This window comes from Bradyrhizobium sp. CCBAU 51745, assembly GCF_028128715.1.
GTDB classification, from domain to species: domain Bacteria; phylum Pseudomonadota; class Alphaproteobacteria; order Rhizobiales; family Xanthobacteraceae; genus Bradyrhizobium; species Bradyrhizobium manausense.
This window is the reverse complement of the sequence record NZ_LBJP01000093.1, coordinates 124,318-148,055: the sequence shown is the minus strand read 5'-3', so window position 1 is coordinate 148,055 and position 23,738 is coordinate 124,318. Positions and strand designations below refer to the sequence as shown.

Below are 23,738 nucleotides of genomic sequence, written 5' to 3'. Positions count from 1 at the left end.
TCCTAGCCGCGCTGCAAATCCGAAATCGCTTCGACGGAATAACCCAGCGGACTGAGCACCTCAGCTGCGTGCTCGTTGAGATCGGGAGCGGCATTCAACGGCTGGTCCGCCCGCTGTCCGTCATACCGAACCGGACGCCTGATCGTGGTGTGCGGACCATGGAGTGGATGGCTTATCTCGGTGAAGGTATCGAGATGGAGCACCTGAGGATCATCCATCACCTCCTGGAGGGTAAGGATCGGCGCATGAGGAACATCGTTCTCGACGAGACGGTCGATCCAATATTTGCGCTCTTGAGTTTTGGCGACAAGTCCCAGTTCCTGCGCCAGCTGTTCGTAATTCTCCATACGGCCGGCACGGCTCTCGAACCTTGGATCGACACCAAGATCCGGCCGACCGAACGCCTTCTGGACACCAACCCAGAACTTCGCTGGCGAAGACATGTGAATCGCCAACAGCGCTCCGTCACTGCAGCGCAGCGCGTAAGACTGCGACGCCCGCACCCGCATCAGCGGATCGGGCTTGATGCCGGCCATGTTATAATTTGCGAAGGGATCGGCGATGAAAGCAATGGCCGATTCAAGCATATTGAGCTGGATCGTTCGCGCTACGCCGGTTCTTTCGCGCTCGAACAACGCCCCTAGAACGGCGTAGCTCGCATACATACCGGTAAGATTATCAACCACAGAGGGCCCTGTGATTTGCGCATCAGCCCCGAGCATTAGACCTGAAATTCCGCTCAGCGCCTGCCCGACCGCATCATATGCTGGACGATCTGCATATGGCCCCGAGTCTCCGAAACCCGTGATCGAACAAATTATGAGGCGCGGATTCGCCTCTCGCAGACGGGCAACCTCGAGCCCGAGCCGATCCATGACACCAGCGCGAAAGTTTTCGATAAGAACGTCGGCGGTCCCGATCAGCTTGAGGAATGCCTCGCGTCCCTTCTCTCCCTTGAGGTTGAGAACGACGCTTCTCTTGTTCCGATTATACGTGCAGAAGTAGGGGCTGTAGTTTCCCCCTCGGAATGACCGAAAAGGATCGCCATCAGGCGGATTTTCCACCTTGATGACGTCGGCACCCAAATCGGCAAGCATCGTACCCGCAAGCGGCCCGGTGATCATCGCAGTGAGTTCGATGACCCTAACGCCCGTGAGGGAGCTGCGCGCGTCCTTGTTCATGATGAGCCCGCTCGACTTCGTTGCGTTTCATTCTCAATTTCAGCAATGATATATTGGAAAACTACCTTTGTCGACATATATTCTTTTGGTTCAAAAAGGAGCGTCGACCGCAGATGAAAATCATATCCAAGATTGTGGAAGTCAAAATCGACAACTCATACATGGGCGGCTACCTCGCTGTGCCGCGCGATACCCCTCGCGGAGCGCTTGTCGTTCTACAGGAGATTTTTGGCGTCACTCCAGCCATGCGCGCGATTGCCGACGACTTCGCCGATGAGGGCTATGCCACTCTGGTGCCGGACATCTATTGGCGAATGCAGCGTGACCTCGATCTTGGTAACGGCGAAGATCCGGTGCAAAGACAAACGGCCGTCGATTTCTCCGTGCGCTTCGACGAACGCATTGGCACGGCTGATATTTGCGCGAGCCTTGATTGGCTTGCCAACTACCTGAACAGATCCTCGCGGCCGGGCATTCTGGGCTTCTGTCTTGGAGGTCGCCTCGCTGTTCGAGCTGCGTCAGCTACCGAAACGGCCTGCATGATCTCGATGTATGGCGTGCGGCTAGACTCGCTCGGCGAGGAGATCAGGACAGCAAGAAGTCCGGTGCAATTTCATTTTGGCGAAAATGACAATCACAATCCTTTGGCGACGATCAATCGGATTCGCGAGATGGTGATGGACAGAGGTAAGGCGGAAGACGAGTTCTTCACCTATCCTGGCGCCGAGCATGCATTCTATAATCGGTTTCGGACGGACCGGTTCGACGAGAAGGCCCATCAGCTCGCCAGATCGCGCGTGCTGAGCTTCCTCGGGAGGCATAATGTCATGGAATGAAGGTCGACGTTTACACCTTGTTCAAGTGAGCGACTTGCACCAGCAGGGGCGCCGTAGTTCGATCCCTAGACGCCTAAGATCAGAACTATCCCGGCCATGATCCCCAGGACGCGGTCTCCCACAATAGCGATTCTGGGCCCATCATCGATGACTCGGGCTTCAGGCCCGTTCGACGGGGCTCTTCGTGCATCGCTCCGATAGAGCGGTTCAGAGCTATCGATGAGATACGTCTCGGAATGCCCCATCGTAGCCGCCGCCCGATCAAGCCGGTATGTAGAGCTTGTCATATACCCTACCCCCACGGCCATCTTGCTGGAGCGCGTCGGGGGTGGGCTCGGCCACCCCCAAACGCTGAAGCGTCAAAAAGCCTGAAGACCAAGCGCCTTCTCAACGAGCCCAGTCGCCCGCTTGAAATCATAATTCCGGAACATGTTCTGCTTCACCAAGAATGATGCCCCCCCATAAAACTTCTCGTACTGCTGCTGCCGACTTCCGAACTCCGACCCGATGAAGTCCCAAGCCATACGCATTACGGCAACACGCGTTTTGGCGTCCGCCGCTCCCGACTGCATATAGCGCGCAATATCAGCGTTCATCTCGGCGTTCTCGAAATCCGCTGCCGACGACGGCAACGTAATCATCGCGGCACCGCTCAATTCCCGGATGATCTCTAGCATTCGAGCGTTCAACTCGGATTGCAGGGCCATGATCGAATACAGCGCCGTCTTGCAAGGCCAAAGCACGCCACTGGAATCGATCGATGCCGTCACCTCTTGCGACAGCAGCATGTTCTCGACGATGGAGACGAGCGAAGCCAGCTCGCCCATCTGCACCTGGACCGCCGGATTGCCATCGTTTCCGGATAGCTCATTGATGCGCTTGGCCAAGCCGATCATGAAGCGCAGTTTCACGGTGTAACGGGTTTGAGCTTGACAGTTGCCATAGGCATGAGCCGGCGTCTTCCACCACTGATCCCGGCACACATCGATGTTGCGATGGATGAATACGTTCTCCCAGGGGACGAATACATTGTCCAATACGACGAAGCAGTCAGGCTCATCGAAACGCCCGGACAGTGGGTAGTCGAGTGAATTCGACGCCACCGCGCCGAAAGGGCGCCGCGGATACAGCTTCAGTCCCGGAGCGTTGGCAGGAATCATGACGCCATTAGCGTAATTCTCGTCTCCAGGCTGAAGTGGATGGATGCAGCTAAGATAGATATAATCCGAATATAGACCGCCGGTTGCCAGCTGCTGGGCACCTTTGAGAACGATACCCCCGTCCTTTTCGGACACGATCCCGGCATACAATGTCGGATCAGCTTGCTTGTGAGCCGGCTTGCTGCGATCGATCTGCGGAGGAACGATTGCGTAGCTGGCATAGAGATGATTGTCGCGCATCTTCTCGTAAAAGTTCACTACGTTCGCAGCGAACTGAGCGCCGCCAGTCTTGAAGACCTCCGGAACGGCCGCATAGCCGCAAAAAAAGCCCGCGACGTGATCAGGGGTTCGTCCCATCAGCCCGAAGGTTGCCTCGGCCCACACTTCTGAGAACAAGCGGCGGGCCCGCATGTCTGCAGTCGTCTTCGGGATTTGGTAAGCCCTAAGCACCGGCTGTCCAGTCCTTGGACTCGTAAAGGTCATGCGATCCCTCAGGCGGGGTTCAGCCGCCAGATCAAACAAGCCGGCAATCGTATGGGCCGTTCGAGCTAAAGACGGGTGCTTCGTAACATCCTTTACCAGCTCGCCATCCAGAAAGACCTGGCGCCCATCGTTCAGCGACTCCAGGAAATCGCGACCGGAACGTAGGCCGCCGGCGGATGAAGCAGTAATGCTCTTGGGCTGAGGGTTCACTGGCGAGCTCCATTTGGTGGCAGGAGAAATGTTTTGACATACGTCAGCTAACATAGGTATTCTACTTAGCGTTCGATTTCAACTGAAAAGAGCGGCCCTATCAGCCCATTTGCATTGCAGTGCGCGGATGGGGCCGCGAAGACAACGTGGCGGAGTGGCAGAAGTGACGAAATTCGATGCGCTTATCGTGTCAGAGCGAGGGGGGGCGGCCGATCTCGTCAAGGCGACCATCCGGGATCTGATCATCGCCGGCTGGACCGGCCGCAACGAAGCCGCGCTACTGGCTCACATCGAGGAACTCGAGAAATTGGGAGTACCGCGACCGAAGACGACCCCGATTTTTTATCGGGTCGCCTCATCGCTCCTCACGATGGACGAAATGATTGAAGTCGTCGGCAGCAATTCGAGTGGAGAAGTTGAGCCGGTTTTGATGCGGGTGAAAGAAGGTGTCTGCCTCGGCTTGGGTTCGGATCATACCGATCGCAAGATCGAAACAATTGGCATTACGATTTCAAAACAGTCCTGCCCCAAGCCGATTGGCCGCAGCTGGTGGCTCCTGGCAGACGTCGAGGATCACTGGGACCAACTCCAAATGCGTTCCTACGCTGTCATGAACGGTGAGCGCCGGCTTTATCAAGAAGGATCACTAAAAGCGATGCGACATCCCCACGACCTCATGACCCGTTGCTTTGGTGCCGGCAGCGGGCTGCCGATGTCGACCGCAATGTTCTGCGGAACTTTACCCGTACATGGAGCCATCGAACACGGCGATGCTTACGAGCTGGAGTTAGCAGACCCGGTTCTCGGGAGGGCTCTCCATCACAGCTATACCGTCAAAACCCTGCCAACGGAGTGAGCGCGAATATGTCGAATGGTAAACCGCATCTCGAATTCCACACGCTTGATCTGCAGAGCGGTTGGGAAACACCGCCCGGTTATCCAGAGGGCATCAAGCAGAAGATTCTCGCAAGCGATTTCAACGAAGATGGCAAGACGGGCGGCAGGAGCCGCCTGCTCCGATTCGATCCCGGCGTGTTTACAACCGACCCGTTCGTACATGAGTACTGGGAAGAGGTGTTCCTCATTTCGGGTGACTTGACCGTCGGCAATGACAAATCGGGCAATGGAGGCACTGCATTCGCCCCGAATACTTATGCTTGCCGTCCCCCGGGGGCTTACCACGGGCCGTTCAAGTCAAACGAAGGGTGCATGCTGTTCGAGCTCCATTATTTCAGCGAAAAGCCAACCACTAAATAGGAGCGTGTTTGCATGATGTCGCTCAGGGGCAAGACGGCCCTCATTACGGGCGCCGCGCGCGGGATCGGCCGATCAATGGCGGAGGGTTTGGTCGAGATCGGCGCAAATCTTGTTCTTGTCGATATTGACGCACAAGCGCTGACGGCAACAGGCGCGCAACTCAAAGCCATGGGTGGGCGGGTCCTCGTTCGGGCAATGGACGTTGCGGACGCGGCGTCGGCTGAGACGCTGAAAGTTGAGGCGGAGAGTCACTTCGGGGGCGTCGACGTTCTCGTGAACAATGCAGCTATTGGGCCTGAGAGCATCTCAAATCGATATCTCGCCGACCGGGCAAAGTTCTGGGAGGTAAGTGACGAGCTCTGGCTCGCTATGCTTCGTGTCAACGTATTCGGGCCTCAACTCATGACTCGAACCTTCGTGAAGCCGATGCTTGAAAACGGTTGGGGGCGAATAGTGAATATCACCACGAGCCTCGACACGATGTATCGCCCCGGCATCGGCAGTTATGGACCGTGCAAGGCTGCATTGGAGGCTGCATCAAGGATCATGGCTGGCGATGTGGACGGGACTGGTGTGACGGCCAACGTTCTGGTTCCTGGTGGCCCGGTAAACACGCGCCAAGTGCCGGCGGAAAACGGCCTGCCAGCCGACAAGTTAATCCAGCCGGAGCAAATGCGTGCCCCTCTGATCTGGCTCTGCTCGGACGAAGCGGATCAAGTCAACGGGCTCCGCGTGATTGCGCGCAGGTGGAATCCTCAGCTGCCGATCGAGCAGCGCCTGGCCGAGGCCAGCGCGCCTGTTGCTTGGCCCCAGCTAGGCGCTCAGTCGGTCTTTCCGTCCACTCTACCGTGAGTATTTGCATGAAAATCGGAGTGCCCGATCTCATTTCGAATTCATACTTTCCGGCTGTCGCGGCCGTCGAGCTCGGAATCATGAGGGAGGAAGGAGTGAATGCCGAGATTGAGCTCGTCTTCCCTGTGGACCGTGCCTACACTGCGCTGCAGAACGGCGGCCTAGATTTTGTTGCAGGTTCGGCTCATTCGGCGCTTAGCGCGTTTCCCGAGTGGAACGGCGTCAAGCTTGTCTGCGCGCAAGGCCAGGGCATGTATTGGTTTCTGGTCATGCGCAAGGATCTCAGCCCGCAGCGGAACGATCTATCGATCGTAAAGGGGCGGAGAATAGGTGCCGCGCCTTGGGTCGATATGGGGCTTCGCCAGTTACTCATCGCCGGCGGAATCGACCTCGAACGGGACGAGGTCCAAATCGCGCCGGTGCCTGGCGCCATAGGAAAGACTGTGAACTTCGGTCTCACAGCGGCTCATGCCCTTGAAAAGGGATTGATTGACGGCTTTTGGGCAAACGGCATGGGTGCAGAAACAGCTGTACGATCCGGCGCCGGATCTGTGGTGATCGACGTGCGCCGCGGCGACGGTCCACCAGAATGTTTCAACTATACCATGGCGTCAATCGCGACGACTGAACGGAAGATCGCGACAGATCCACAGCAGGTCGAGGCGGTTGTGAGGGCGATCGTTCGCACCCAAGAGATCCTCAAGGCCGCTCCAGAGAAAGCTGCTGAAGTAGGCGCTAAAGTATTCCCCGCTACGGAAGCGAAGCTGACAACCGATTTAATCCGCCGCGACATTCCACAATATTCGGCAAGAATCTCAAGGACGTTCGTTGAAGGCATGAACGTCTTTTGCCGAAGACTCGGTATTTTAAATGGTGCACCGGCCTACAATGACGTAGTGGCGACGCGCTTTCAATCGTTATGGCAACCGAAAAATACCTAGGTGGGCCAGATGGAAAACTTCGACTCTCGCGCCTTTCGAGATGCTCTCGGGTCATTCGCAACGGGCGTTGCCATCATTACCGCCGAAACGCCTCAAGGACGTCTTGGGGTCACCGTAAGCTCCTTCAATTCGGTATCTCTGGACCCGCCGCTAATATTGTTCAGCTTGTCTCGGCGCGCACTCGGAATAGATCAATGGCGATCGGCCGCAGACTACGGCGTTATCATCTTGCCGGAAGATAAGAAGGACCTCTCGAACCGATTTGCGAAGAGCGGAGGCGATAAATGGGCGGATCTAACGGTCGGCCAGATGCAAAACGGGTCCCCATTGTTGTCCGACTGGCTCGCATACTTCGAATGCGCCGCCTACGCTACATACGACGGAGGGGATCACGACATATTCGTCTGTAGGGTGTCACGGTTCAAAACTCGAACAGCTGGCGCGGGTCCGCTGCTCTTTTTCCGGGGCAGTTACAGCGCTTTGGCGCAAGGTTCCATAGCCCCAGCATCACCGGACATCGATTTCGCCCTCCATGGCTGGTGATATTGAAGCATCCTACGACAACAGTTCAAGCACGAGCTGATTTCGCCGAAAATGGAGGAGCGCATGGCGCTGGCACAAACAATTCGCGCCAAGGTGGAGCATTGCCTCGAGAACGCGGCGAACCCAGGGGCGAAGGCTCCAATACCTTCACGCGAATTTACGCGGACGAGGCGAAGCTTACTGCCGATTATTTTGATCAGGCGCTCGCTCTCGGAATCGAGCTGCCTCCACTGGCCGGAATGATCGCCTCAATTAAGGACCTGTTCGACGTCACAGGTGAGGTGACGCGCGCCAGCTCGCGAGCGAGAACGGGCGAGGAGCCAGCCCCACGCGACGCAGAGATCGTCCGGCGCCTTCGGGAGGCCGGCGCGATTATTGTCGGGCGCACGACGATGACCGAATTTGCCTTCAGTGGGCTTGGGCTAAATCCTCACTTCGGAACGACAGCCAATCCATGGGAACGTGACCAACGGCGCATCCCGGGCGGATCCTCGTTCGGCGCGGCAATATCGGTTACTGATCGAATGGCAGAAGCCGCTATTGGGACCGATACCGGCGGCTCGGAGCGGATTCCTGCGGCGCTATGTGGTCTCGTTGGGTTCAAACCGACGGCCCGAACGGTACCCCTGCAAGGAACGCTCCCTCTCTCACCCTCATTTGATTCAATCGGGCCGCTAGCTCCCAGCGTCGGCGAATGCGCACGGCTCCACGGCTGTTGTCCGGTCAGAAGCCTCAGTCGTCCTCCATGGGCCACCCCGCTACCTTCATGGTGCTGAAGAATCGCGTCTTGGAAGATCTCGACGCTCAGGTCGCCAGAACTTATGAGCGAACGCTTAACCTTCTGTCTAATTCGGGATTCAAGCTGATTGAACGCCACAGCAGCGCCGTCGCTCACCTCTCCGAGATCATGCAGGACGGGGGTATCGTGGCTGCTGAGGCATTCGAATGGCATGAAAAACTGCTCGAACGAAGGGGGGCTGCCTACGATCCGCGGGTACGCTCTCGAATAAAAAGAGGTGCTCAACACCGAGCCGCCGACTATATCCGTCGCCTTCAGCTGAGGACGCGCCTAATCTCCGAATGGGAGCGAGAGTTGACAGGATTCGATGCCGTCCTGGCGCCGACCGTGCCGACTATTGTACCCCGAATCCGCGAGCTCGAGACGAGCGACGAGGCGTATTCCCGCGCCAATCTTCTGATGCTCCGAAACACAACTATCGTTAATGCCTTGGACGGCTGCGCGATCAGCCTGCCTTGCCAAGAACCCACAACAGGTCCAGTCGGCCTGATGCTGATCGGCGGTAGCCGTGGCGACTGGCCGCTACTTTCGTTGGCCGTAGGGGTCGAGACCCGCATCAATGCTGTGCGTTTCACGGGTGGGTGACGTTGACATGCCCAATCCGGCAAATATATCTACGTAAATTCACTTACTTACCTTGTGTATCCATGTTATTTGCCAGACTGAAGTAGCCGACTCGCGGCACCGACTGGAAAGATTGGATATGGCAACTAAAGCAAAAAGAGCCGACGAGCGCACCCGAGAACCTGCTCCGTCTCCGGCCCTCACTCCTCAACCACTCGATCTTGAACGACTGAGGCGCCGACGGAACGCGGCAAAAAAATCTCGCGAGGCGGAGAACAAGCACACGTATTTCATGGGAGTGGCAGAAGCTCGCTATGTTCTACGCAAGGCCTTCCGTATAGTCGAGGATCAGGCAAGAGCTTTCGGGATAGACCCGTTGGCCCATCAGGCTCTCATCCAGATCTACGGTAGCGCTGAAATGCATCTGCAGGTAAATCAGATCGCCGCTCGGCTCGATATACCAGCAGCCTTTGCTTCCACGCTGGTGAGGACTTTGGTTGAAAAGGGCTTGGCAGATCGCAGGCGCGACGATCAAGACCAAAGGGTCACATTCGTCGGTGTTACCGACTCGGGAAAAGAGCTCCTCCACGCGATCGACGAGAAGGTGAAGTTTCACGTCGACTACTTCGCTGGTCAACTCACGCCTAGTGAGCGAGAGAGCGCACTTTCAATACTGACGTTCTATGTCGGAGCCAAACTGTAGAGTTGGCCTCACCACCTCCCCCAGGGCGCAGACCCACTTACAGCAATGCGCGCAACGAGATCGTAAGACGGTCCGATCGCGTGAAGGTAAGCCGGACGACGATTCAGAGCTGGGAGAACATGAACGGCGAGTTGCCGCAGGCCGCCGCTAACGTCAAACATATCTGGGATCGGCGGTTGAAGCAGGAATCGCCCCTGCACGGTCCCCTAACCCTGGTCTATGCGACCGCTCCGATGTTCGTTGACCCCTACCGCCCCCACGCTCAGCGAGCGGTCATGATCCAGGAGCCTCACCCGAACAATGCAGCGGTACTCGCCCGCGTACAGCAGTTAAGCGGCCGCGTCGACTTTCACATGCCGTTTGTGTTGGAGAACGCACGACAGGACGTGTGGAACGCCGTTGAACTCAACCGGGTCTAAAAAGGGGCCGATCACCAGGCTCCCACCCTTCAGAATCTGCTGTACAAAATTTCCGAAGACGTCCGGGAAGGCGCCAAATTCTACGTGCGAGCAGGCGCCAAAACGCCCACACCTGTGTATTTCGGCATGGTCGAACGCCGATTGACAGACCGAAAGCATTTTTCCTGCGGAATTGCCTCATTTCCAAGCTTTTTCCTCCGTTCTGCCGCTGACGACAGCGACGATCTGGAACCATATTCCCTGAGATCCATCCAGAAACGTCCCGCTCGGGACTATCTTGGTTACCGGGCTATCAATTTGCAAAAAACGTCCCGATCGGTTCTTTTCCATGCAGTTTGGTCCGGAACCTGCTAAAATCCTCCCGATAGGGACGATTATGCCGAAGATCGCGACCAGCAAAGGCCTCGGAACTCTGATCCGGGATGAACGCAAGGACCAAGGCCTGACGCAGGAACAGCTTGCGGGCCTGACGGGGGTCGGCGTGCGTTTTGTGCGAGAATTGGAAGCCGGAAAAGAGAGTTGCCAACTCGGTCGCGCACTTCAGGTCGCTGCCGCATTGGGTCTCACCGTCTCGGTTAGCAGCCGCCGGGAGACTCCGCGATGAGCCATCTGCTGGATGTCTATTTCGGCAAGGTCAAGGCCGGCACACTCAGCCAGGAAGAAGCCGGCATGCTCACCTACAGCTATGACGCCGGCTACCTCGCCGGCGAGGCACCTCGAGCAATCTCCTTTTCCATGCCGCTACAGGAGGCCCCCCACCCAGATCGCATTGTCCGTCCCTTCTTTTCAGGTCTTTTGCCCGATGAGGGCGCCCGGCAACGTCTCGCCGGCGCGCTGGGGATTTCCGCAGGAAATGTCTTTGGGCTCCTTGAAGTAATCGGCGGGGAGTGCGCGGGCGCCTTGTCGCTGTATCCAGCCGGCCAGGAGCCTCCCTCGTCCGATGACGACGGCGTCGAGGCATTGACCCCTGCCCGGCTCGAGGAAATTTTGGGCAAACTTCGGGAACGTCCCCTTCTCGGTGGAGAAGAGGGCGTGCGGCTGTCGCTCGCCGGAGTGCAAGACAAGCTTGCCGTTTGTCTTGAGGGAGAGACAATTGGACTTGCCAAGGGAGGCCGCCCGACCACGCACATTCTAAAGCCCTTCATTCAAGCGCTGGAGGGCAGCGTCGAGAATGAATTTTTCTGCCTGCGCCTCGCCGCACGCCTGAAGCTGCCTGTGCCTGACGCCCAGATGCGACGGCACGGGGCCACTTCATTCCTTCTGGTCGAACGGTACGACCGGTCGAGACATGAGGATGGCACCATCTTGCGCCTGCATCAGGAGGATTTCTGCCAGGCATTGAGCGTTCCTCCGGAGCTCAAATACGAGGAAGAAGGAGGACCGGGGACCGAGCGTTCACTAGACCTGATCAATCGCGCCACAGCACGACCGGCAGCCGACCGGCTGCAGTTCATCCGCATGCTGATCTTTCACTATCTCGTCGGCAATGCCGACGCACATGGGAAGAACTATGCCCTGCTCTATCGAGGCGAGGTGCCAGACCTCGCCCCGCTTTATGACGTCGTCTGCACAGCCGCTTACCCGCGTCTGGCAAAGAAGCTCGCCATGGCCATCGGCGGGCGCTCGATGCCGGATACGATTCAGTTGCAGCACTGGCTGACACTCGTTCCCGCAACACGCGGCGCACAACGTCTCCTCATCAAGGATATCAAGGAAACGGCGGACAGCATCAGAAGCGCGGCCGACGGCCTCCTCCTAGAGCTGGAAGAGGCAGGCATCACGCACGCAATTCTGAAGACGATCCGGGCCGTCATTGGGGCCCGCGCCTCTCATCTGCTGCAAATTGCAGCGAAGGCGTGAGCCAGCGGACGCATGCGATGACCTTCCGATGAATAGCGCATCACCAACGCTGTCGAGTCTGCCGGGAATTTCTTCTTCGCGCGTGCCGCGGACCCACAGAGCCGTCAATCTAGACTGGCCATGGCCGCGGCTCGCGCGGCCGGGAGCGCTACACCTATGAAATCCGCTCAGGACAATCAGCGGTCCATATCAATGCTGCTCAGAGCCTGAATTAGGAATCAGCGGCGCGCCGCCGACCGAAACTGGCCCGTCTGGCTTAGAGGGTTGGACCGCTCGCCTCGCTGGCCTCAAAACGGAATGGGCTGCAGGCGGAGAAGGAGCCGGCAGCGCAGACGCAGCGGCTGAGGCAGCAACGGGTGAACTCTGCAAAGATTCGATCTTCGCGGTAAGCGCCTCGATCTGGTGTGCCATTCGTTTCAAATCGGCTTGCTGCGCGCCGATATTGCGATTGAGTTCTGCAATTTCATCGCTGGCCCGCTGTTGCCCGGATCGAACCTCCAACAGAGCTTCCCTATCGTCACTTGACAAGCCTGGAATTGGCGCTGGTTCATGCGCCGGGGACCTCACCAAAATTGTCTCCATGTTGGTCCAAAGGTAGGCTCCCGCGGCACACAGGCCAAAGGAGGTGACCACGAGGGCGAAGATCCAAGACAAGCGCCGTAAGGATTTGTGCAAAATGCGGTAACTCCGAGGCGCTCGCCTCATCAATCACATCCATGATTCTCTGCCGTTCCAGACATCGATGCTTCTCGTTCACGAATAATGGGCACCGGTCAAGAGCTGCGGACGACGGTACGGTGCTAAGCGCAAGCTCGCCGGAAGCTCCACTATCGATGTCAGCAATTGCCCTTGCGTCTGGTGATTTAAACTTTTGACGGGCAGCTGACCGACCGATCATGGCTTGGACTTCAGGTGCTATTGTGCACCGGCTTGCAGATGCAGAGCCGCGAAGCTGGAGCGACGTCGAGATCCAGCATGAACTCGTGCATATGCGCCGCAATCCTTTGCTGAACGCGAGATAAGAGCAGCGAACGTCACCTCAGATTGTACCAGACTGGCGATCCATTTTGCTACTTTTAGGCGAACACTTTCGGAGCTTCAATATGAAGAGACTTCTAGCATTTTTGTTGATCGCTCAGTTTTTCTTGGTCGCCGCTCAGGCGGGGGCGCAGGGACTTCCTGCTCCCTCATACTGGAAGAATGAACGGGGCTCGGAACTGTTTGTTTGGTCCGCCAATGGCGGGTCCATCCAAGGGACTTTCACAAACCATGCTCAAGGGTTCGCCTGCCAGGGCATCCCTTATCCCGCTTCGGGAGCCGCCCGTCCAACCGGACTCTATTTTGTTGTTACTTTTGGTCAGTGCAATTCGTTCACCCGGTGGGTTGGAAAGATAAACGGTCTTCAAATGCCAACGTTATGGACGCTGTTCTACGTTGATAAGAGCGGCAAGCCCAGCAAGCTGAAGGGCGCCGATACATTCACGCGCGTATGGTAGTCTTCAGCTTTCTTGCGACGGCGACCTTAGATCGAAAATTCGCGCTCGCGAGTTACGACCTGACGTGAGACGCGCAAGCTCAGCTTAGGAAAGCTCTGGGCTGTCCACGGTTCAGTCAGATTCGATGCTCGACAGCCCGCAGGCCATCCAGGAACGGCCGAGGATTGCATCAAAAGGGTCTCCCCAGGTCTGAAAGGACAGTCTAAGCTTCATCCACATTTATCGGATGATCCGTACATCAGCTTTTGTTTTCAGGTTCTTGTTTTGAAGTCCAGCGCGGGGTCCAGCAAGTGCCGCTAAGATGTGCGGCGTTCGTGCTATCGCGTTTGGTTAGAGAAATTGAGTTTTCAGGTCTCGATACTTAAAATTCTCGCCGGTCAGCCGGAAGGCCGTGCGAGCCTCGCCCTACTGAAGGACTACCTGGCGGTGTTCTACACCAGCGGTCCGGAGTGGACGGCTCGTATGAAGCAATTGGCAGAGCGGGCGCCGGATCTCAATATTTTCGGACAAGGGCTGGTCGCGCGAGAACCCGGACAGTGGATCATAACGGAAAAAGGCCAGGCCTTTCTTGCTTTGCTGGAACAGAGGGGGCCCCGGCTTCTCGGGAGCGAGCGCTCGAAGGCAGGGCTGAGAAACCTCTCGCAAGTGAGCTTCCCGCGCATGCCCCGGGCCGACAAGACCAACGCGCCAGTCGCAGGCATCGCCGACGTAAGCGCCTGAGGACGCGCGATGGCCGGTCCACCTAGCCCTTTTGCAAGGCTAGCTCCCGACGACGATGTGGCTGCATATGTGCCGCGGCAGCCTCGCGTATGGCTTACACGCAAGACCTTGATGCCTCTGCAAACAGTGCTTGGATCAGCGACCGTATAAATGGAGCGATATTGTAGTGGCCACCGGCATTGTGAAGTGGTTCAGCCCGACAAACGTACTATGGCTTTATCAAGCCGGATGATGGCGACGCCTACGTATTCGTGCACATTAGGCCGTCGAGGAGGCGGGCTACTGAGGGGGGCACCGCTCCGCTTCGAGCGCAAGACTGGTAGCTCGGACAAAATGTCGGCACAAATCTCCGTATAAAATGAATTGCCTCGCCGAGACGGACATCGTTCCGTAATGACCAAGTCATTGCGAGTGATGCGTGCAAATCCTAGCACGCGTTTTGGATACCGGCGTTGGTGGGCACGGTGGATCGGCTGGTCCTCGAATTCGCTGGCCGCGATTCGCGACATCAGCGCGACTACGTCTGCGGATCAAAGCGCATAACGGAATCCTGTAGAGGTTCTCAAGTTTTTGACAGATTTAATCAGGGCGACTAGGTGAAGTTGCGTGGTACACTCGAAGCTGGGCCGGGGTTCATCCTCTTAGATATCGAACCGGAACGAACTCATCTGAGTGGCGATGGATTTTAGATCGGGCGCTTGGGATCTCAAAGCGATCAGCGAAGATCTATCCTCTTTGTTGAGCGCAGCCAGCAGCCAATCGTTTTGAGGATGGAGCTCTTGAGATCAGATGCCACCCAACGTGCCTGGATTAGCAACACGCCTCCGAAAAGAGCCGCGCGTCGGTGAGGATCTACTCAGGCGCTTCAGATGGGAGACCAGATCGATCGACATATGTCTTGACGATTTTCGGTCCTACCAAGCCAATGCGCTCGGCATTACTGGTCCGCAAATGATGATCTTGATGGCTCTGACGGAGCTGGAAGAAGGTAACGGTGTTCCCGTCAACGCTCTCGCGAAGCTGATGAGAGTAGTGTCGGGTTTCATCACCAGGCTTCGAAGGAGCTCGAGAGCAAGCGGTTCGTGAGCCGGAAGTCTGACGCGAATGATGCCCGGCACGTCCTTTTGTCGCTCACGGACACCGCTCGCAAGAGCCTTGCGAGCATTGTAAGTCAGCAGGAAGAGCTCGAGCAGTTCGTCTTTGACTATCTCAGCCTTCAGGAGGTTCGCCAAACTGGCGGGTTGCCTAAGTGGGCTCAGGTTTGGGTTCGAGAAGACTCGGCTGCACGCCGAGCTAAACTCTGAGGCAGATTGAGAGAGGACTGAAAAGAACGCGACCTCCTGTCGCCGCGCAAGAGTTGATATGAACGAGCGATCTGCTTCGGACCGTGAGTCGCCCCGCCGCGCCCCGCGGGCCGACCCATCCAGGCCCGCGCGAGCAGGTGCGGGTGATGCTCTCGCGATAATCGGCCAGGGTCCGAACACCGTATCGCCGGCAGGCGGCCAAAGGTGCCGAGCTGGAACTACTCACCGCCCTCGTAGAATAGCTCGAGCGGAAGGCCGACCAGCGCCTTGCCGATCCAGTCGCGAGCAATCACATTCGACGGCCCCATTGCGATGGCTGCGCGCGCGTCGCGGAAGGCGCGCTCGATGGGCCCGCGGTGGTAGCCATAACCTCCAGTGACCGTGAGCGCGGCTGCAGCAACCTTGTTGGCGACTTCGGCCGCATGCACCTTGAACTCGGTCAGAGGAATCAGGATCTCGCTCTGCGGCGTACCGGCCCGCCATAGCTCATCGAGCCTTGAGGCAAGCTCCAGCCGCCAGGGCCGTAATGTCTCGACGAGGACCTTTGCCGCACCCAGCTCCTGCCGGATCGCCTGGTAGTCCGACAGGCTCTTGTTTCGGTCCTTATGGACGAAATTCGTGGCGTGCTTGACGGCTGCATTCAACGCACCGCGAGCGACACCTTCCCAGACCGCGCCGAGGCCGATCAGATAGACCGGGGATACGCCATCGTAGATGATCTCCTTGCCCTGCCCCTCAGTGCCGAGCCGGTCACGCTGCGGCACCCGGACGTTGCTGTAGCGGATCGGACCTGAGTGATTGCTACGAACACCGAGCGCATCCCAAGGCTTGGATTCGATGCCCTCCGACTTGCCATCGACAATGAAGAAGACGATGTCGGCCTGGTCCTTGGCGCCGGGGGTACGCGTCTGCACCACATAGAAGTCAGCCTGGCCGGAGCTCGTCGTGAATGACTTTTCGGCGTTGAGAAGATAATTGTCGCCGTCGCGCGATGCCTCCGAGAGATTATACCACCAGTGTCCACCGGTGGCGCGTTCGCTCGTCGAGTATGTCCCAAGCAGCGCGCCATTGTTCGCCTTGAGCCAGCGTTCCTTCTGATCGTCGTTACCAAACAGATTGATCGTCTGAGCTGCGCCGACATGCATGACGTAGACGAGGCCGGTCGACGCATCGGCCTGTCCGATGCGGTAAGCGGCTTCGGCAAAATCAATATGGCCAAGGCCGAGGCCCCCAAAGCGCGTTTCGTTCAACACGCCGGTCCAGCCAGCTTCCGCCAATGCCGTCAGATTTTCTCTTGGAAAGCGACTTTCCAAATCATTGCGATCGGCATCGACCTTTACGGCCGCATCGATCGCGGCATCCAGCCGAGAATAGATGTCGGAATCGATCTTTCGCGCCAGATTGTCGTTAGCCATTGGTTATTCTCCCCTGTATTCGTCAAAGCGTGGCAACGGCACGGATAAGCGGTGTCTCGGCGACATCGGTTTGCGGCGAAACGCCGAGGTAAAGGGTCTTGATGTCGTCGCGACTGCGCAATTCGGTTGATGCGCCGGACAGCACGCTGCGGCCGCTCTCAAGCACGACAGCATTGTCGGCAAAGCGCAGCGCAACCGTCGAATTCTGTTCCGCAACCAGGATCGAGAGCGCCTGCTCGCTGTTCAGCTGCTTCAGCGCCCGGAAAATGCCTTCGACAACGAGCGGCGCAAGCCCCATGGAGGGTTCGTCCAGCACCAAGAGGCGTGGACGTGACATCAGCGCACGGCCGATCGCCGTCATCTGCTGCTCGCCGCCTGAGGTGAGCCCCGAAATCGACCTGCGATGATGCTTTAGTCGTGGGAAAAGCTCGTAGATCTCGTCAAGCTCTGCGCGGATGATGCGAGACTTTGCATCGCGGCCAATGGCGCCGGTGATAAGGTTCTCCTCGACGGTCAGCGAGGGAAAGCAATGCCGGCCTTCAAGCACCGGAACGATCCCGGCCCGGACCAGCTTCGCGGGCGATGCGGACACGATGTCGCGGCCATCGAAGATGATGCGCCCAGCCGCCACTTGACCGCGCCGAGCCGGAAGCAGCGCCGAAATCGCCTGAAGCGTTGTCGACTTGCCGGCTCCGTTGGCGCCGAGGACGGCGACGATCTCGGCACGTCGAACCGCAAAGGATACGTCGGTCACCGCGCGAATGGCGTGGTTGTAGGTTGCCGCCAGCCCTTCGACCGATAGCAGAACGTCACTCATGCCCTGATTCACCCCGCCTGAAAGCTGCGGGAGCCGAAGCTCCCGCAGAGACCCCAGCATTGCCTGGTGCTACTGGCCGACCTGATCATCGCCGGACGTACGGATCTTGATGTTGTGCTCCTTTGCATAGGCGGCCGACGACTTCTCGATGATGGGCCGCAGGGGCGCCCAATCCGGCGCGATCCAGTCCGAGACGACCTTCCACTTGCTGCCATCCCACTGCTGGAAGGTGACGCGGCCATCCCCCTCGTGATTGTCCCAGGTGACGTTGATCGAATGGAACAAGCCCTTGGCGCCCAACGCCTCGACTCGTGCCGGGTCGAGCTGCAGGTGCTCAAAACCCCAGCGGACCTCGTCGCCCGTCAGGGTACGCTTGCCGAACTTTGCCTGCGCAATCCGGACAGCTTCGACATTGAGGATGCCGTTTACGATTCCGAGGTTGTGATAGACGCTGCCGATGCGCTTCTTGTCGTCAAGATTGCCCTTGTTCGCGCCATATACGGTCTTGATCACCTCCTGGAGCACAGGATATTCGGCGCCGGAGGCCTGGGTCGTGATTGCAATGTAGCCCTTGGCGGCGTCACCGGCGGGAATGACATCCTCTTCGGAGTTGGACCAGACGTTGCCGATGATGTGATCGGCAGGGAAGCCGACCTTCTGCGCCGTCTTCAAGGCCACCGGATTCATCACGCCCCACCCTCGCAGGACCACGTAGTCGGGCTTGGCTCTGCGGATCGACAGCCATTGCGATTGCTGCTCATTGCCCGGGTGCGGGACTTCGATCTGCTCCAGCTCAAAGCCGTATTTGTCCGCCAGGAGCTTGTAGATCGGGATCGTCTCCTTGCCGTAGGGCGAACCATGATAGAGCACAACGATCTTCTTGCCCTTCAGCTTGTCCGTGCCGCCTTCTCTGGAGACGATGTAGTTCACGATGCCGGAGGTTTCGCTGTAGGGGTTGAGCAGCAGCGGAAAGACGTAAGGGAAGACGCGGCCATCGGTCGAATCGGTACGGCCATGGTTGATGGTGATCAGTGGCACCTTGTCCTTAGTGATGCGGTCGATCATGGCATAAGCGATGCCGACCGACAGCGGATTCCAGGCCGCGATCCCAGGGTGACTCTTTAGCCGATCATAGACCTCGACGCCGCGTTCCACCTCATACTGGGTCTCGCCTTCATCCCAGGTCAGCTTGACGCCGTTGACGCCGCCATCGCGAATATTGATCAGATTGAGATAGTCGATGAAGCCACCAAAGAACCCGGTACCGCCAGCAGCATAGGGGCCAACGCGATAGCTCTGCAGCGGAAAGAATTGTTCGTCGGCGTGCGCCGTGAACGAACTGGCAAGGCCGACGGCGATTGCCGCGCCCATCGTTACTTTCAAACGTCTGAAGATGTTCATTACAAGCTCCTTTGGGTTAAGCAAATCTCAGCCTGGGATCGCCGGGCGCCTGGCCGTCCGAATGGCAGCCCAGGCGCGATCCCACAGGGCGATCAGTCCGCGCGGTTCGGCGATGAGGAAGGCAATGATGAGCGCGCCAATGACGATGCGCTGGCTCATCTCCAGCACGCCGGAATCGAACACGTTTCCAAGCAGGGTGGCGCCGATACGCGACAGCAGAAGTGGGAACACCACGATGAAGGCCGCGCCGACGAACGAGCCGCGGAGCGAGGCGAGGCCGCCAATGATGATGATGAACAAGATCTGGAACGAGCGATCCAGATTGAATCCGGCCGGCTCGACCGTGCGCAAATACGCGAACGCCCAGAGCACGCCGGCAACACCAATCAGGAAGGACGAGATGGCGAAGGCGAGCAGTTTGGTTCGCAACAGCGGCACACCAATCACCTTGGCCGCGATCTCGTGATCGCGTACCGCGATGAAGTTGCGGCCAGATTGGGAACGCAGCAGCCGCAGCGTCAGCAGAGTCAAAACGACCACGATCGTCACCGAAAAGACGTAACGTTCGGCGGGGGTCGTGAAGGGGATGCTGCCGATGCTGAGAATCGGCGCGTCGATCACTCCTGATGGATTGTCGTTGGAGAACCAGCTGAACTTGGTCAACGCCCACTGCACGAAGAACTGCGCAGCGAGCGTTGATACGGCGAGATAGAAACCGCGCAACCGTAGGCTGGGGAGCCCGAATACGATGCCGATAGCCGCGGCGACGCCTCCGGCCAGCACCAGATCGATGAGCAGCGGCAATGCCGGGATACGAAGGTGAAGATTGTAGGCGGCGTAGGCGCCGACAGCAAGAAAGGCGGCCGAGCCGAGTGAGACCTGACCCGCATAACCAGTCAGGACGTTGAGTCCTACGGCGGCCAGCGACAGCGCAAGAAACGGCGTGAGCACCGCGTCGAGCAGGTAGTCCGTCCCCGCGAGCGGAACGATGCCGTAAGCGGCCATCATCACGAGGCCGATCCACATCGCGTTGCTGGAGAACCAGTTCGATTTGGCGGAGATGAGAGTCGGCATAACTTACACCCTCTCCACCAGCTTCTGCCCGAACAGGCCCGACGGCCGGATCAAGAGGAGAGCCAGTGCCGCGAGATAGGCGGCCCAGGCCTCGATGCCGCCGCCAAAGAATGGTCCGACATAGACTTCCGCCAGTTTTTCGATGGCACCTACCAAAAGTCCGCCGACGATTGCCCCCGCGATCGAGTCGAAACCACCGAGGACCAAGACTGGGAGCGCCTTCAGGACGACAAGCGAAAGTGAGAACTGCACGCCGAGCCGCGCGCCCCATAGCAGCCCCCCGACGAGAGCAACGATCCCCGCCACGGTCCAGACCGCGGCCCAGACCCGTGGCAGCCGCAGGCCGACCGCAAGCGCTGCAAATTGATCATCGGCCACGGCGCGAAACGACAGCCCGGTGCGAGTGTAGCGAAAGAACAGCGCAAACAGCGCGACCAGGCTGCCAGCGATTGCTGCTGCAAACAGGTCGAACCGGCTGATCAGCACGCCCGCCACCTCGAACGGCGTGTCGCTGATGCCAATGTCGAGGCCATGCACCTGCGTGCCCCACAGAAGCTGGGCTGCGCCCTCGATGACGTAGGAGAGTCCGAGCGTCGCCATGAACAGGGTGATCGGCGGCTCGTTGACGAGCGGCCGTAGCACCAACCGTTCGGTGGCGATGCCCAGCATGACCATGACGACCAGCGTCGCGGCGAGTGCGGCAAGGAATGGCGCGCCGCGCTCGACCAGACTGACGAAGGTCAGGGCCGCGAACAGCAGCATCGCGCCTTGCGCGAAGTTGAGCACGCCTGAGGTCTTGTAGATCAGCACGAACCCGATTGCGACCAGCGAGTACATCACACCCGAGAGCAGGCCGCCGATCAGCACCTCAAGCAGGAACTGGTAATCGAGCATTAGATCGCGAGCTCCTTATCGTCCCCATGTGCGACGCCGAGATAGGCGTCGATCACTGCAGGATCGCCGCGGACCTGATCGGGCGTGCCGTCCGCGATCTTTCGTCCGTAATCGAGCACGGCCACGCGATCGGAAAGCCCCATCACCACGCCGATGTCATGCTCGATCAGGACGATTGCTGCGCCAAAACTGTCGCGAGCGTTGCGCACATGCTGTGACAGCTCGCGCTTCTCGGCCAGAGTCACGCCCGCGAACGGCTCGTCCAGCAGCAGGAGCTTCGGCCGCGCAACGAGGGCCCGCGCCAGCTCGACCCGCTTCTGCAGTCCATAGGGAAGCGCTCCGGCAAGGCGGTCACGAACCGCGGTAAGATGCAGAAAGCCGATCGCTTCTTCGGCGGCCGCGCGATTCTCCGCATCGACCCGTCGCGCCAGTGGCGAGCCGACGATCTGCCGCAAAAACCCCGCACGCACGCGGTGCGCCAGCCCCATCAGCACATTGTCGAAGACGGAAAGCCCCTTGAAGAGCGCAAGATTCTGAAACGTCCGGGCCACGCCAAGGACTGCCAGCTGCGAAGTTGGCGCTTCGCGAAAGGAGCGCTCGCCGAACCGCACCTCGCCGCGATCGGGCTTGTAAATTCCACTGACGATGTTGAGGAGCGAGCTCTTGCCGGCGCCGTTCGGACCGATCACGGCCAGGATCTCACCCGGCGCAACCTCCAGATTTATCTCGCGTAGGGCTGCGACGCCGCCGAACGCCAGCGAAATGTTCGCAAGTCCCAGAGCTGGCCGCCCGGGCGTCTTGGCAGACTCGTCCGCGACCCCGTCCAGCGCGTCATTGCGCCTTTCGGTCGATACATCCGCGTATCGGCGTGGAGGCATCTCCTCCAGCCGATACGCCCCCGCCCCTGTCACAATCGCCGCCACGTGCTTGCCCCTCGTTTTGCGCCTATTCGGCAGCCTGAATACGTACAGGCGTCCTTGCCTCGAGTTCGCGGACCAACGGGATCACATGCTTGCCGAAATATTCGACCTCTTCCTGGAAATGCAGGAACCCGAGCAGGATCAGGTCGGCGCCAGCGTGCTTGAGCTCGATGATGCGTTCAGCGACTTGCTGCGGCGTTCCGATCAGGTTCGAGCGGAAGCCATCATTGTATTGAACGAGGTCATGGAAGGTGGATTTGGCCCAGTTGCCCTCACGCTCGGGACTGGCGTTGCCGGCATTCTGGACCTCATGGTGGAAGCCGCGAACTGCATCGGGGATCGCCTTGTCGAGGATCTCGTGCAGAACGTCCTTGGCTTCCTTTTCAGTTTGCCGGACGATGCCAAATGCATTGATGCCGATTTTGGTCTGAAAGCGCTTGCCGAAGGTCTTCTCCTTGGACCTGATGTCCTCGACCTGTGCTTTCAGCCCCTCTGGCGTATTCCCGTTGGTGAAATACCAATCGGACACGCGAGCGGCCATATCGCGGGCCGCGCGCGAAGAGCCGCCCTGGAAAATTTCGGGCAGCGGATCGAGTGGCTTCGGCTTGAGCGAGTAGTCGTTAAACCGATAGAAGTCCCCCTTGAGCGTGAAGCTCTCCTGCGTCCAGATCCCACGCAAAGAGTTGATAAATTCCTCCGAACGCCGGTAGCGCTCGTCGTGGTCGAGCCAGGGCTCGCCGATCGCATGAAATTCGCCGCGGAACCAGCCGGATACGATATTAACCGCAACGCGCGCATTGGTGAGCTGGCTGATCGTCGCAATCTGCTTGGCGGCTACGGCCGGATTCCACGGACCGGGAAGGAGAGCGGCGATCACCTTGAGCTTTTCGGTCGCAGCCAGCAGCGCGTGCGAGAAGGCCACCGGCTCATGCTGCTTGTCGGCCCCATAACCCGCCGTGAACCGGATCTGACTGAGTGCGTAGTCGAAACCTGCTCTCTCGGCGATTTGCGCAAGCTTCCGGTTGTAGTCGATGTCCCAGCTGGTACGCTGCTCGATCGACGAAATCACAAGGCCACCAGATACGTTCGGCACCCAGTAGGCGAATTTGACCGGCTCGTTGTTCACAGACATGCTGTCTCCTTGAGAATGACGCTTGCGGTGAAACACCCGACGGCCTCAGCGAGGCAGCTCTGTGCGACCACGCCGCTCAGGACGAGCGGGTGCCGATGCTGCTGTTCAGCCACTGCGGTGTTATGATTTCGAAGGGCTAGAGCGATCTAAGGCCAGGTCGCTCCTGCGAATTGAGACGCTACTCAGGAGCGACACGAACGCAACGGATCGACAAGTTCGCGCACGATCGAACACCTCGGCTTGTCGAAGATGTTGTTGCGCATTATCCGCGCTCCTGACTGGCACCATTGCCTGATGATCCATCCTCTCAGAGATTGTCCGGCGCTGCGAGTCCAAGACGAACTATTTTTCGTCGCGCGGAGATAATCAGCTTCCTTTTATTTCGCCGCGCACGCACGTTTGTTGCTGTACAGCTGTGGCAATCACGCATCGCCGCAGAGAGCAGTTTCAATGTCGTGGCCGTTTGCACCTTGGCACTCGGTTCAACGACTTCGGCGATTTATTGGAATAGTCTTATTGCATTCGCTGGCACCTGAGACCAATTACACTCCGCCCAAATAGCTACAGAGCTTGAATTCACAATTTGGGTGAGCGGACCAGTGTTCTACAGTCGAACATGCAAACACACTTTTTACACCGCGCGGTAAGACGTCTCTCGAGTAATACGGTGGGAGTGCTGCAATAGTATCGATCGCGATCGGAAGGTCCTGATCTTTGGTGGCTGCCCAGCGATGATCGGCGTCCGCGCGCGCAGGTG

At 58.5% G+C, this 23,738-nt stretch carries 23 protein-coding genes; 14 read left to right on the top strand and 9 right to left on the bottom strand.

Features of this window, described 5'->3' with window-relative positions; genetic code table 11:
* Positions 1 to 2 precede the first annotated feature (2 nt).
* Positions 3 to 1,181 carry a CaiB/BaiF CoA transferase family protein gene (locus XH98_RS37010; RefSeq protein WP_271600866.1) on the bottom strand — a complete coding sequence of 393 codons (1,179 nt, stop codon included), beginning with the start codon at positions 1,179 to 1,181 and terminating at the stop codon, positions 3 to 5.
* Between the two features lie 113 nt (positions 1,182 to 1,294).
* On the opposite strand from XH98_RS37010, the gene XH98_RS37005 reads away from it, so the two are divergent.
* The gene (locus tag XH98_RS37005) at positions 1,295 to 2,017 is read left to right on the top strand and encodes a dienelactone hydrolase family protein (RefSeq protein ID WP_271621480.1); all 723 of its coding nucleotides are present in this window, start codon (positions 1,295 to 1,297) and stop codon (positions 2,015 to 2,017) included.
* Positions 2,018 to 2,376: 359 nt separating this feature from the next.
* On the opposite strand, the gene XH98_RS37000 is transcribed toward XH98_RS37005, so the two are convergent.
* Positions 2,377 to 3,870: a 4-hydroxyphenylacetate 3-hydroxylase family protein gene (locus XH98_RS37000; protein WP_271600864.1), complete on the bottom strand. Its 1,494-nt coding sequence runs from the start codon at positions 3,868 to 3,870 to the stop codon at positions 2,377 to 2,379.
* A 163-nt stretch (positions 3,871 to 4,033) separates the two neighbouring features.
* Between XH98_RS37000 and XH98_RS36995 the strand changes: the two genes are divergently transcribed.
* The 13 genes from XH98_RS36995 (at position 4,034) to XH98_RS36945 (ending at position 14,024) form a co-directional block, all read left to right on the top strand.
* Positions 4,034 to 4,726 carry a DUF2848 domain-containing protein gene (locus XH98_RS36995; RefSeq protein ID WP_271621479.1) on the top strand — a complete coding sequence of 231 codons (693 nt, stop codon included), beginning with the start codon at positions 4,034 to 4,036 and terminating at the stop codon, positions 4,724 to 4,726.
* An 8-nt stretch (positions 4,727 to 4,734) separates the two neighbouring features.
* Positions 4,735 to 5,127 (top strand): cupin domain-containing protein, encoded by a 393-nt coding sequence (locus XH98_RS36990; RefSeq protein ID WP_271600862.1) that lies wholly within the window; start codon positions 4,735 to 4,737, stop codon positions 5,125 to 5,127.
* A 12-nt stretch (positions 5,128 to 5,139) separates the two neighbouring features.
* Positions 5,140 to 5,979, top strand: coding sequence for an SDR family NAD(P)-dependent oxidoreductase (locus XH98_RS36985; protein ID WP_271621478.1), 840 nt, complete (start codon positions 5,140 to 5,142; stop codon positions 5,977 to 5,979).
* 8 nt (positions 5,980 to 5,987) lie between these two features.
* Complete coding sequence (locus XH98_RS36980) at positions 5,988 to 6,920, top strand: ABC transporter substrate-binding protein (protein ID WP_271621477.1); 933 nt, start codon at positions 5,988 to 5,990, stop codon at positions 6,918 to 6,920.
* A 9-nt stretch (positions 6,921 to 6,929) separates the two neighbouring features.
* On the top strand, positions 6,930 to 7,463 hold the full coding sequence (locus XH98_RS41325; RefSeq protein WP_442868676.1) for a flavin reductase family protein: 534 nt from the start codon (positions 6,930 to 6,932) through the stop codon (positions 7,461 to 7,463).
* The gene (locus XH98_RS41320) at positions 7,460 to 8,239 is read left to right on the top strand and encodes an amidase family protein (RefSeq protein WP_442868675.1); all 780 of its coding nucleotides are present in this window, start codon (positions 7,460 to 7,462) and stop codon (positions 8,237 to 8,239) included. Before XH98_RS41325 ends, XH98_RS41320 begins: the two co-directional genes overlap by 4 nt.
* Positions 8,158 to 8,847 (top strand): amidase family protein, encoded by a 690-nt coding sequence (locus tag XH98_RS36975; RefSeq protein WP_333932797.1) that lies wholly within the window; start codon positions 8,158 to 8,160, stop codon positions 8,845 to 8,847. Before XH98_RS41320 ends, XH98_RS36975 begins: the two co-directional genes overlap by 82 nt.
* A 118-nt stretch (positions 8,848 to 8,965) precedes the next feature.
* On the top strand, positions 8,966 to 9,529 hold the full coding sequence (locus XH98_RS36970; RefSeq protein WP_271600858.1) for a MarR family transcriptional regulator: 564 nt from the start codon (positions 8,966 to 8,968) through the stop codon (positions 9,527 to 9,529).
* 119 nt (positions 9,530 to 9,648) lie between these two features.
* The gene (locus XH98_RS36965; RefSeq protein ID WP_271621475.1) at positions 9,649 to 9,948 is read left to right on the top strand and encodes a hypothetical protein; all 300 of its coding nucleotides are present in this window, start codon (positions 9,649 to 9,651) and stop codon (positions 9,946 to 9,948) included.
* 376 nt (positions 9,949 to 10,324) lie between these two features.
* A complete protein-coding gene (locus tag XH98_RS36960; RefSeq protein WP_271621474.1) occupies positions 10,325 to 10,552 on the top strand; it encodes a helix-turn-helix domain-containing protein in 228 nt (75 codons plus the stop codon).
* A complete protein-coding gene (locus tag XH98_RS36955; RefSeq protein WP_271621473.1) occupies positions 10,549 to 11,808 on the top strand; it encodes a HipA domain-containing protein in 1,260 nt (419 codons plus the stop codon). Before XH98_RS36960 ends, XH98_RS36955 begins: the two co-directional genes overlap by 4 nt.
* Before the next feature lie 1,103 nt (positions 11,809 to 12,911).
* Complete coding sequence (locus XH98_RS36950) at positions 12,912 to 13,304, top strand: avidin/streptavidin family protein (protein WP_271600854.1); 393 nt, start codon at positions 12,912 to 12,914, stop codon at positions 13,302 to 13,304.
* A 339-nt stretch (positions 13,305 to 13,643) separates the two neighbouring features.
* Positions 13,644 to 14,024 carry a hypothetical protein gene (locus XH98_RS36945; protein WP_271621472.1) on the top strand — a complete coding sequence of 127 codons (381 nt, stop codon included), beginning with the start codon at positions 13,644 to 13,646 and terminating at the stop codon, positions 14,022 to 14,024.
* Positions 14,025 to 15,546: 1,522 nt separating this feature from the next.
* On the opposite strand, the gene XH98_RS36935 is transcribed toward XH98_RS36945, so the two are convergent.
* From XH98_RS36935 to sfnG, 7 genes are all read right to left on the bottom strand, one after another.
* Positions 15,547 to 16,743, bottom strand: coding sequence for an acyl-CoA dehydrogenase family protein (locus XH98_RS36935; RefSeq protein ID WP_271600853.1), 1,197 nt, complete (start codon positions 16,741 to 16,743; stop codon positions 15,547 to 15,549).
* A 22-nt stretch (positions 16,744 to 16,765) separates the two neighbouring features.
* Positions 16,766 to 17,560: an ABC transporter ATP-binding protein gene (locus tag XH98_RS36930; RefSeq protein WP_271621471.1), complete on the bottom strand. Its 795-nt coding sequence runs from the start codon at positions 17,558 to 17,560 to the stop codon at positions 16,766 to 16,768.
* 69 nt (positions 17,561 to 17,629) lie between these two features.
* The gene (locus XH98_RS36925) at positions 17,630 to 18,961 is read right to left on the bottom strand and encodes an ABC transporter substrate-binding protein (protein ID WP_271621470.1); all 1,332 of its coding nucleotides are present in this window, start codon (positions 18,959 to 18,961) and stop codon (positions 17,630 to 17,632) included.
* 27 nt (positions 18,962 to 18,988) lie between these two features.
* Complete coding sequence (locus XH98_RS36920; RefSeq protein ID WP_271600851.1) at positions 18,989 to 19,987, bottom strand: branched-chain amino acid ABC transporter permease; 999 nt, start codon at positions 19,985 to 19,987, stop codon at positions 18,989 to 18,991.
* 51 nt (positions 19,988 to 20,038) lie between these two features.
* A complete protein-coding gene (locus XH98_RS36915; RefSeq protein ID WP_271621469.1) occupies positions 20,039 to 20,929 on the bottom strand; it encodes a branched-chain amino acid ABC transporter permease in 891 nt (296 codons plus the stop codon).
* Positions 20,929 to 21,807: an ABC transporter ATP-binding protein gene (locus tag XH98_RS36910; protein WP_271600849.1), complete on the bottom strand. Its 879-nt coding sequence runs from the start codon at positions 21,805 to 21,807 to the stop codon at positions 20,929 to 20,931. The genes XH98_RS36915 and XH98_RS36910 overlap by 1 nt, the downstream gene beginning before the upstream one ends.
* A gap of 67 nt (positions 21,808 to 21,874) precedes the next feature.
* Positions 21,875 to 22,981, bottom strand: coding sequence for a dimethylsulfone monooxygenase SfnG (sfnG, locus tag XH98_RS36905; RefSeq protein ID WP_271621937.1), 1,107 nt, complete (start codon positions 22,979 to 22,981; stop codon positions 21,875 to 21,877).
* Between the last annotated feature and the right edge of the window lie 757 nt (positions 22,982 to 23,738).

What these genes read in the sequence shown, in the direction of transcription:
- XH98_RS37010 (WP_271600866.1), bottom strand. Translation starts at nt 1,181, where the DNA reads ATGAACAAGGACGCGCGCAGCTCCCTCACGGGCGTTAGGGTCATCGAA.
- XH98_RS37005 (WP_271621480.1), top strand. Translation starts at nt 1,295, where the DNA reads ATGAAAATCATATCCAAGATTGTGGAAGTCAAAATCGACAACTCATAC.
- XH98_RS36990 (WP_271600862.1), top strand. Translation starts at nt 4,735, where the DNA reads ATGTCGAATGGTAAACCGCATCTCGAATTCCACACGCTTGATCTGCAG.
- XH98_RS36985 (WP_271621478.1), top strand. Translation starts at nt 5,140, where the DNA reads ATGATGTCGCTCAGGGGCAAGACGGCCCTCATTACGGGCGCCGCGCGC.
- XH98_RS36980 (WP_271621477.1), top strand. Translation starts at nt 5,988, where the DNA reads ATGAAAATCGGAGTGCCCGATCTCATTTCGAATTCATACTTTCCGGCT.
- XH98_RS41325 (WP_442868676.1), top strand. Translation starts at nt 6,930, where the DNA reads ATGGAAAACTTCGACTCTCGCGCCTTTCGAGATGCTCTCGGGTCATTC.
- XH98_RS36975 (WP_333932797.1), top strand. Translation starts at nt 8,158, where the DNA reads ATGCGCACGGCTCCACGGCTGTTGTCCGGTCAGAAGCCTCAGTCGTCC.
- XH98_RS36970 (WP_271600858.1), top strand. Translation starts at nt 8,966, where the DNA reads ATGGCAACTAAAGCAAAAAGAGCCGACGAGCGCACCCGAGAACCTGCT.
- XH98_RS36965 (WP_271621475.1), top strand. Translation starts at nt 9,649, where the DNA reads ATGAACGGCGAGTTGCCGCAGGCCGCCGCTAACGTCAAACATATCTGG.
- XH98_RS36960 (WP_271621474.1), top strand. Translation starts at nt 10,325, where the DNA reads ATGCCGAAGATCGCGACCAGCAAAGGCCTCGGAACTCTGATCCGGGAT.
- XH98_RS36955 (WP_271621473.1), top strand. Translation starts at nt 10,549, where the DNA reads ATGAGCCATCTGCTGGATGTCTATTTCGGCAAGGTCAAGGCCGGCACA.
- XH98_RS36950 (WP_271600854.1), top strand. Translation starts at nt 12,912, where the DNA reads ATGAAGAGACTTCTAGCATTTTTGTTGATCGCTCAGTTTTTCTTGGTC.
- XH98_RS36935 (WP_271600853.1), bottom strand. Translation starts at nt 16,743, where the DNA reads ATGGCTAACGACAATCTGGCGCGAAAGATCGATTCCGACATCTATTCT.
- XH98_RS36930 (WP_271621471.1), bottom strand. Translation starts at nt 17,560, where the DNA reads ATGAGTGACGTTCTGCTATCGGTCGAAGGGCTGGCGGCAACCTACAAC.
- XH98_RS36925 (WP_271621470.1), bottom strand. Translation starts at nt 18,961, where the DNA reads ATGAACATCTTCAGACGTTTGAAAGTAACGATGGGCGCGGCAATCGCC.
- XH98_RS36920 (WP_271600851.1), bottom strand. Translation starts at nt 19,987, where the DNA reads ATGTGGATCGGCCTCGTGATGATGGCCGCTTACGGCATCGTTCCGCTC.
- XH98_RS36915 (WP_271621469.1), bottom strand. Translation starts at nt 20,929, where the DNA reads ATGCTCGATTACCAGTTCCTGCTTGAGGTGCTGATCGGCGGCCTGCTC.
- XH98_RS36910 (WP_271600849.1), bottom strand. Translation starts at nt 21,807, where the DNA reads ATGCCTCCACGCCGATACGCGGATGTATCGACCGAAAGGCGCAATGAC.
- sfnG (WP_271621937.1), bottom strand. Translation starts at nt 22,981, where the DNA reads ATGTCTGTGAACAACGAGCCGGTCAAATTCGCCTACTGGGTGCCGAAC.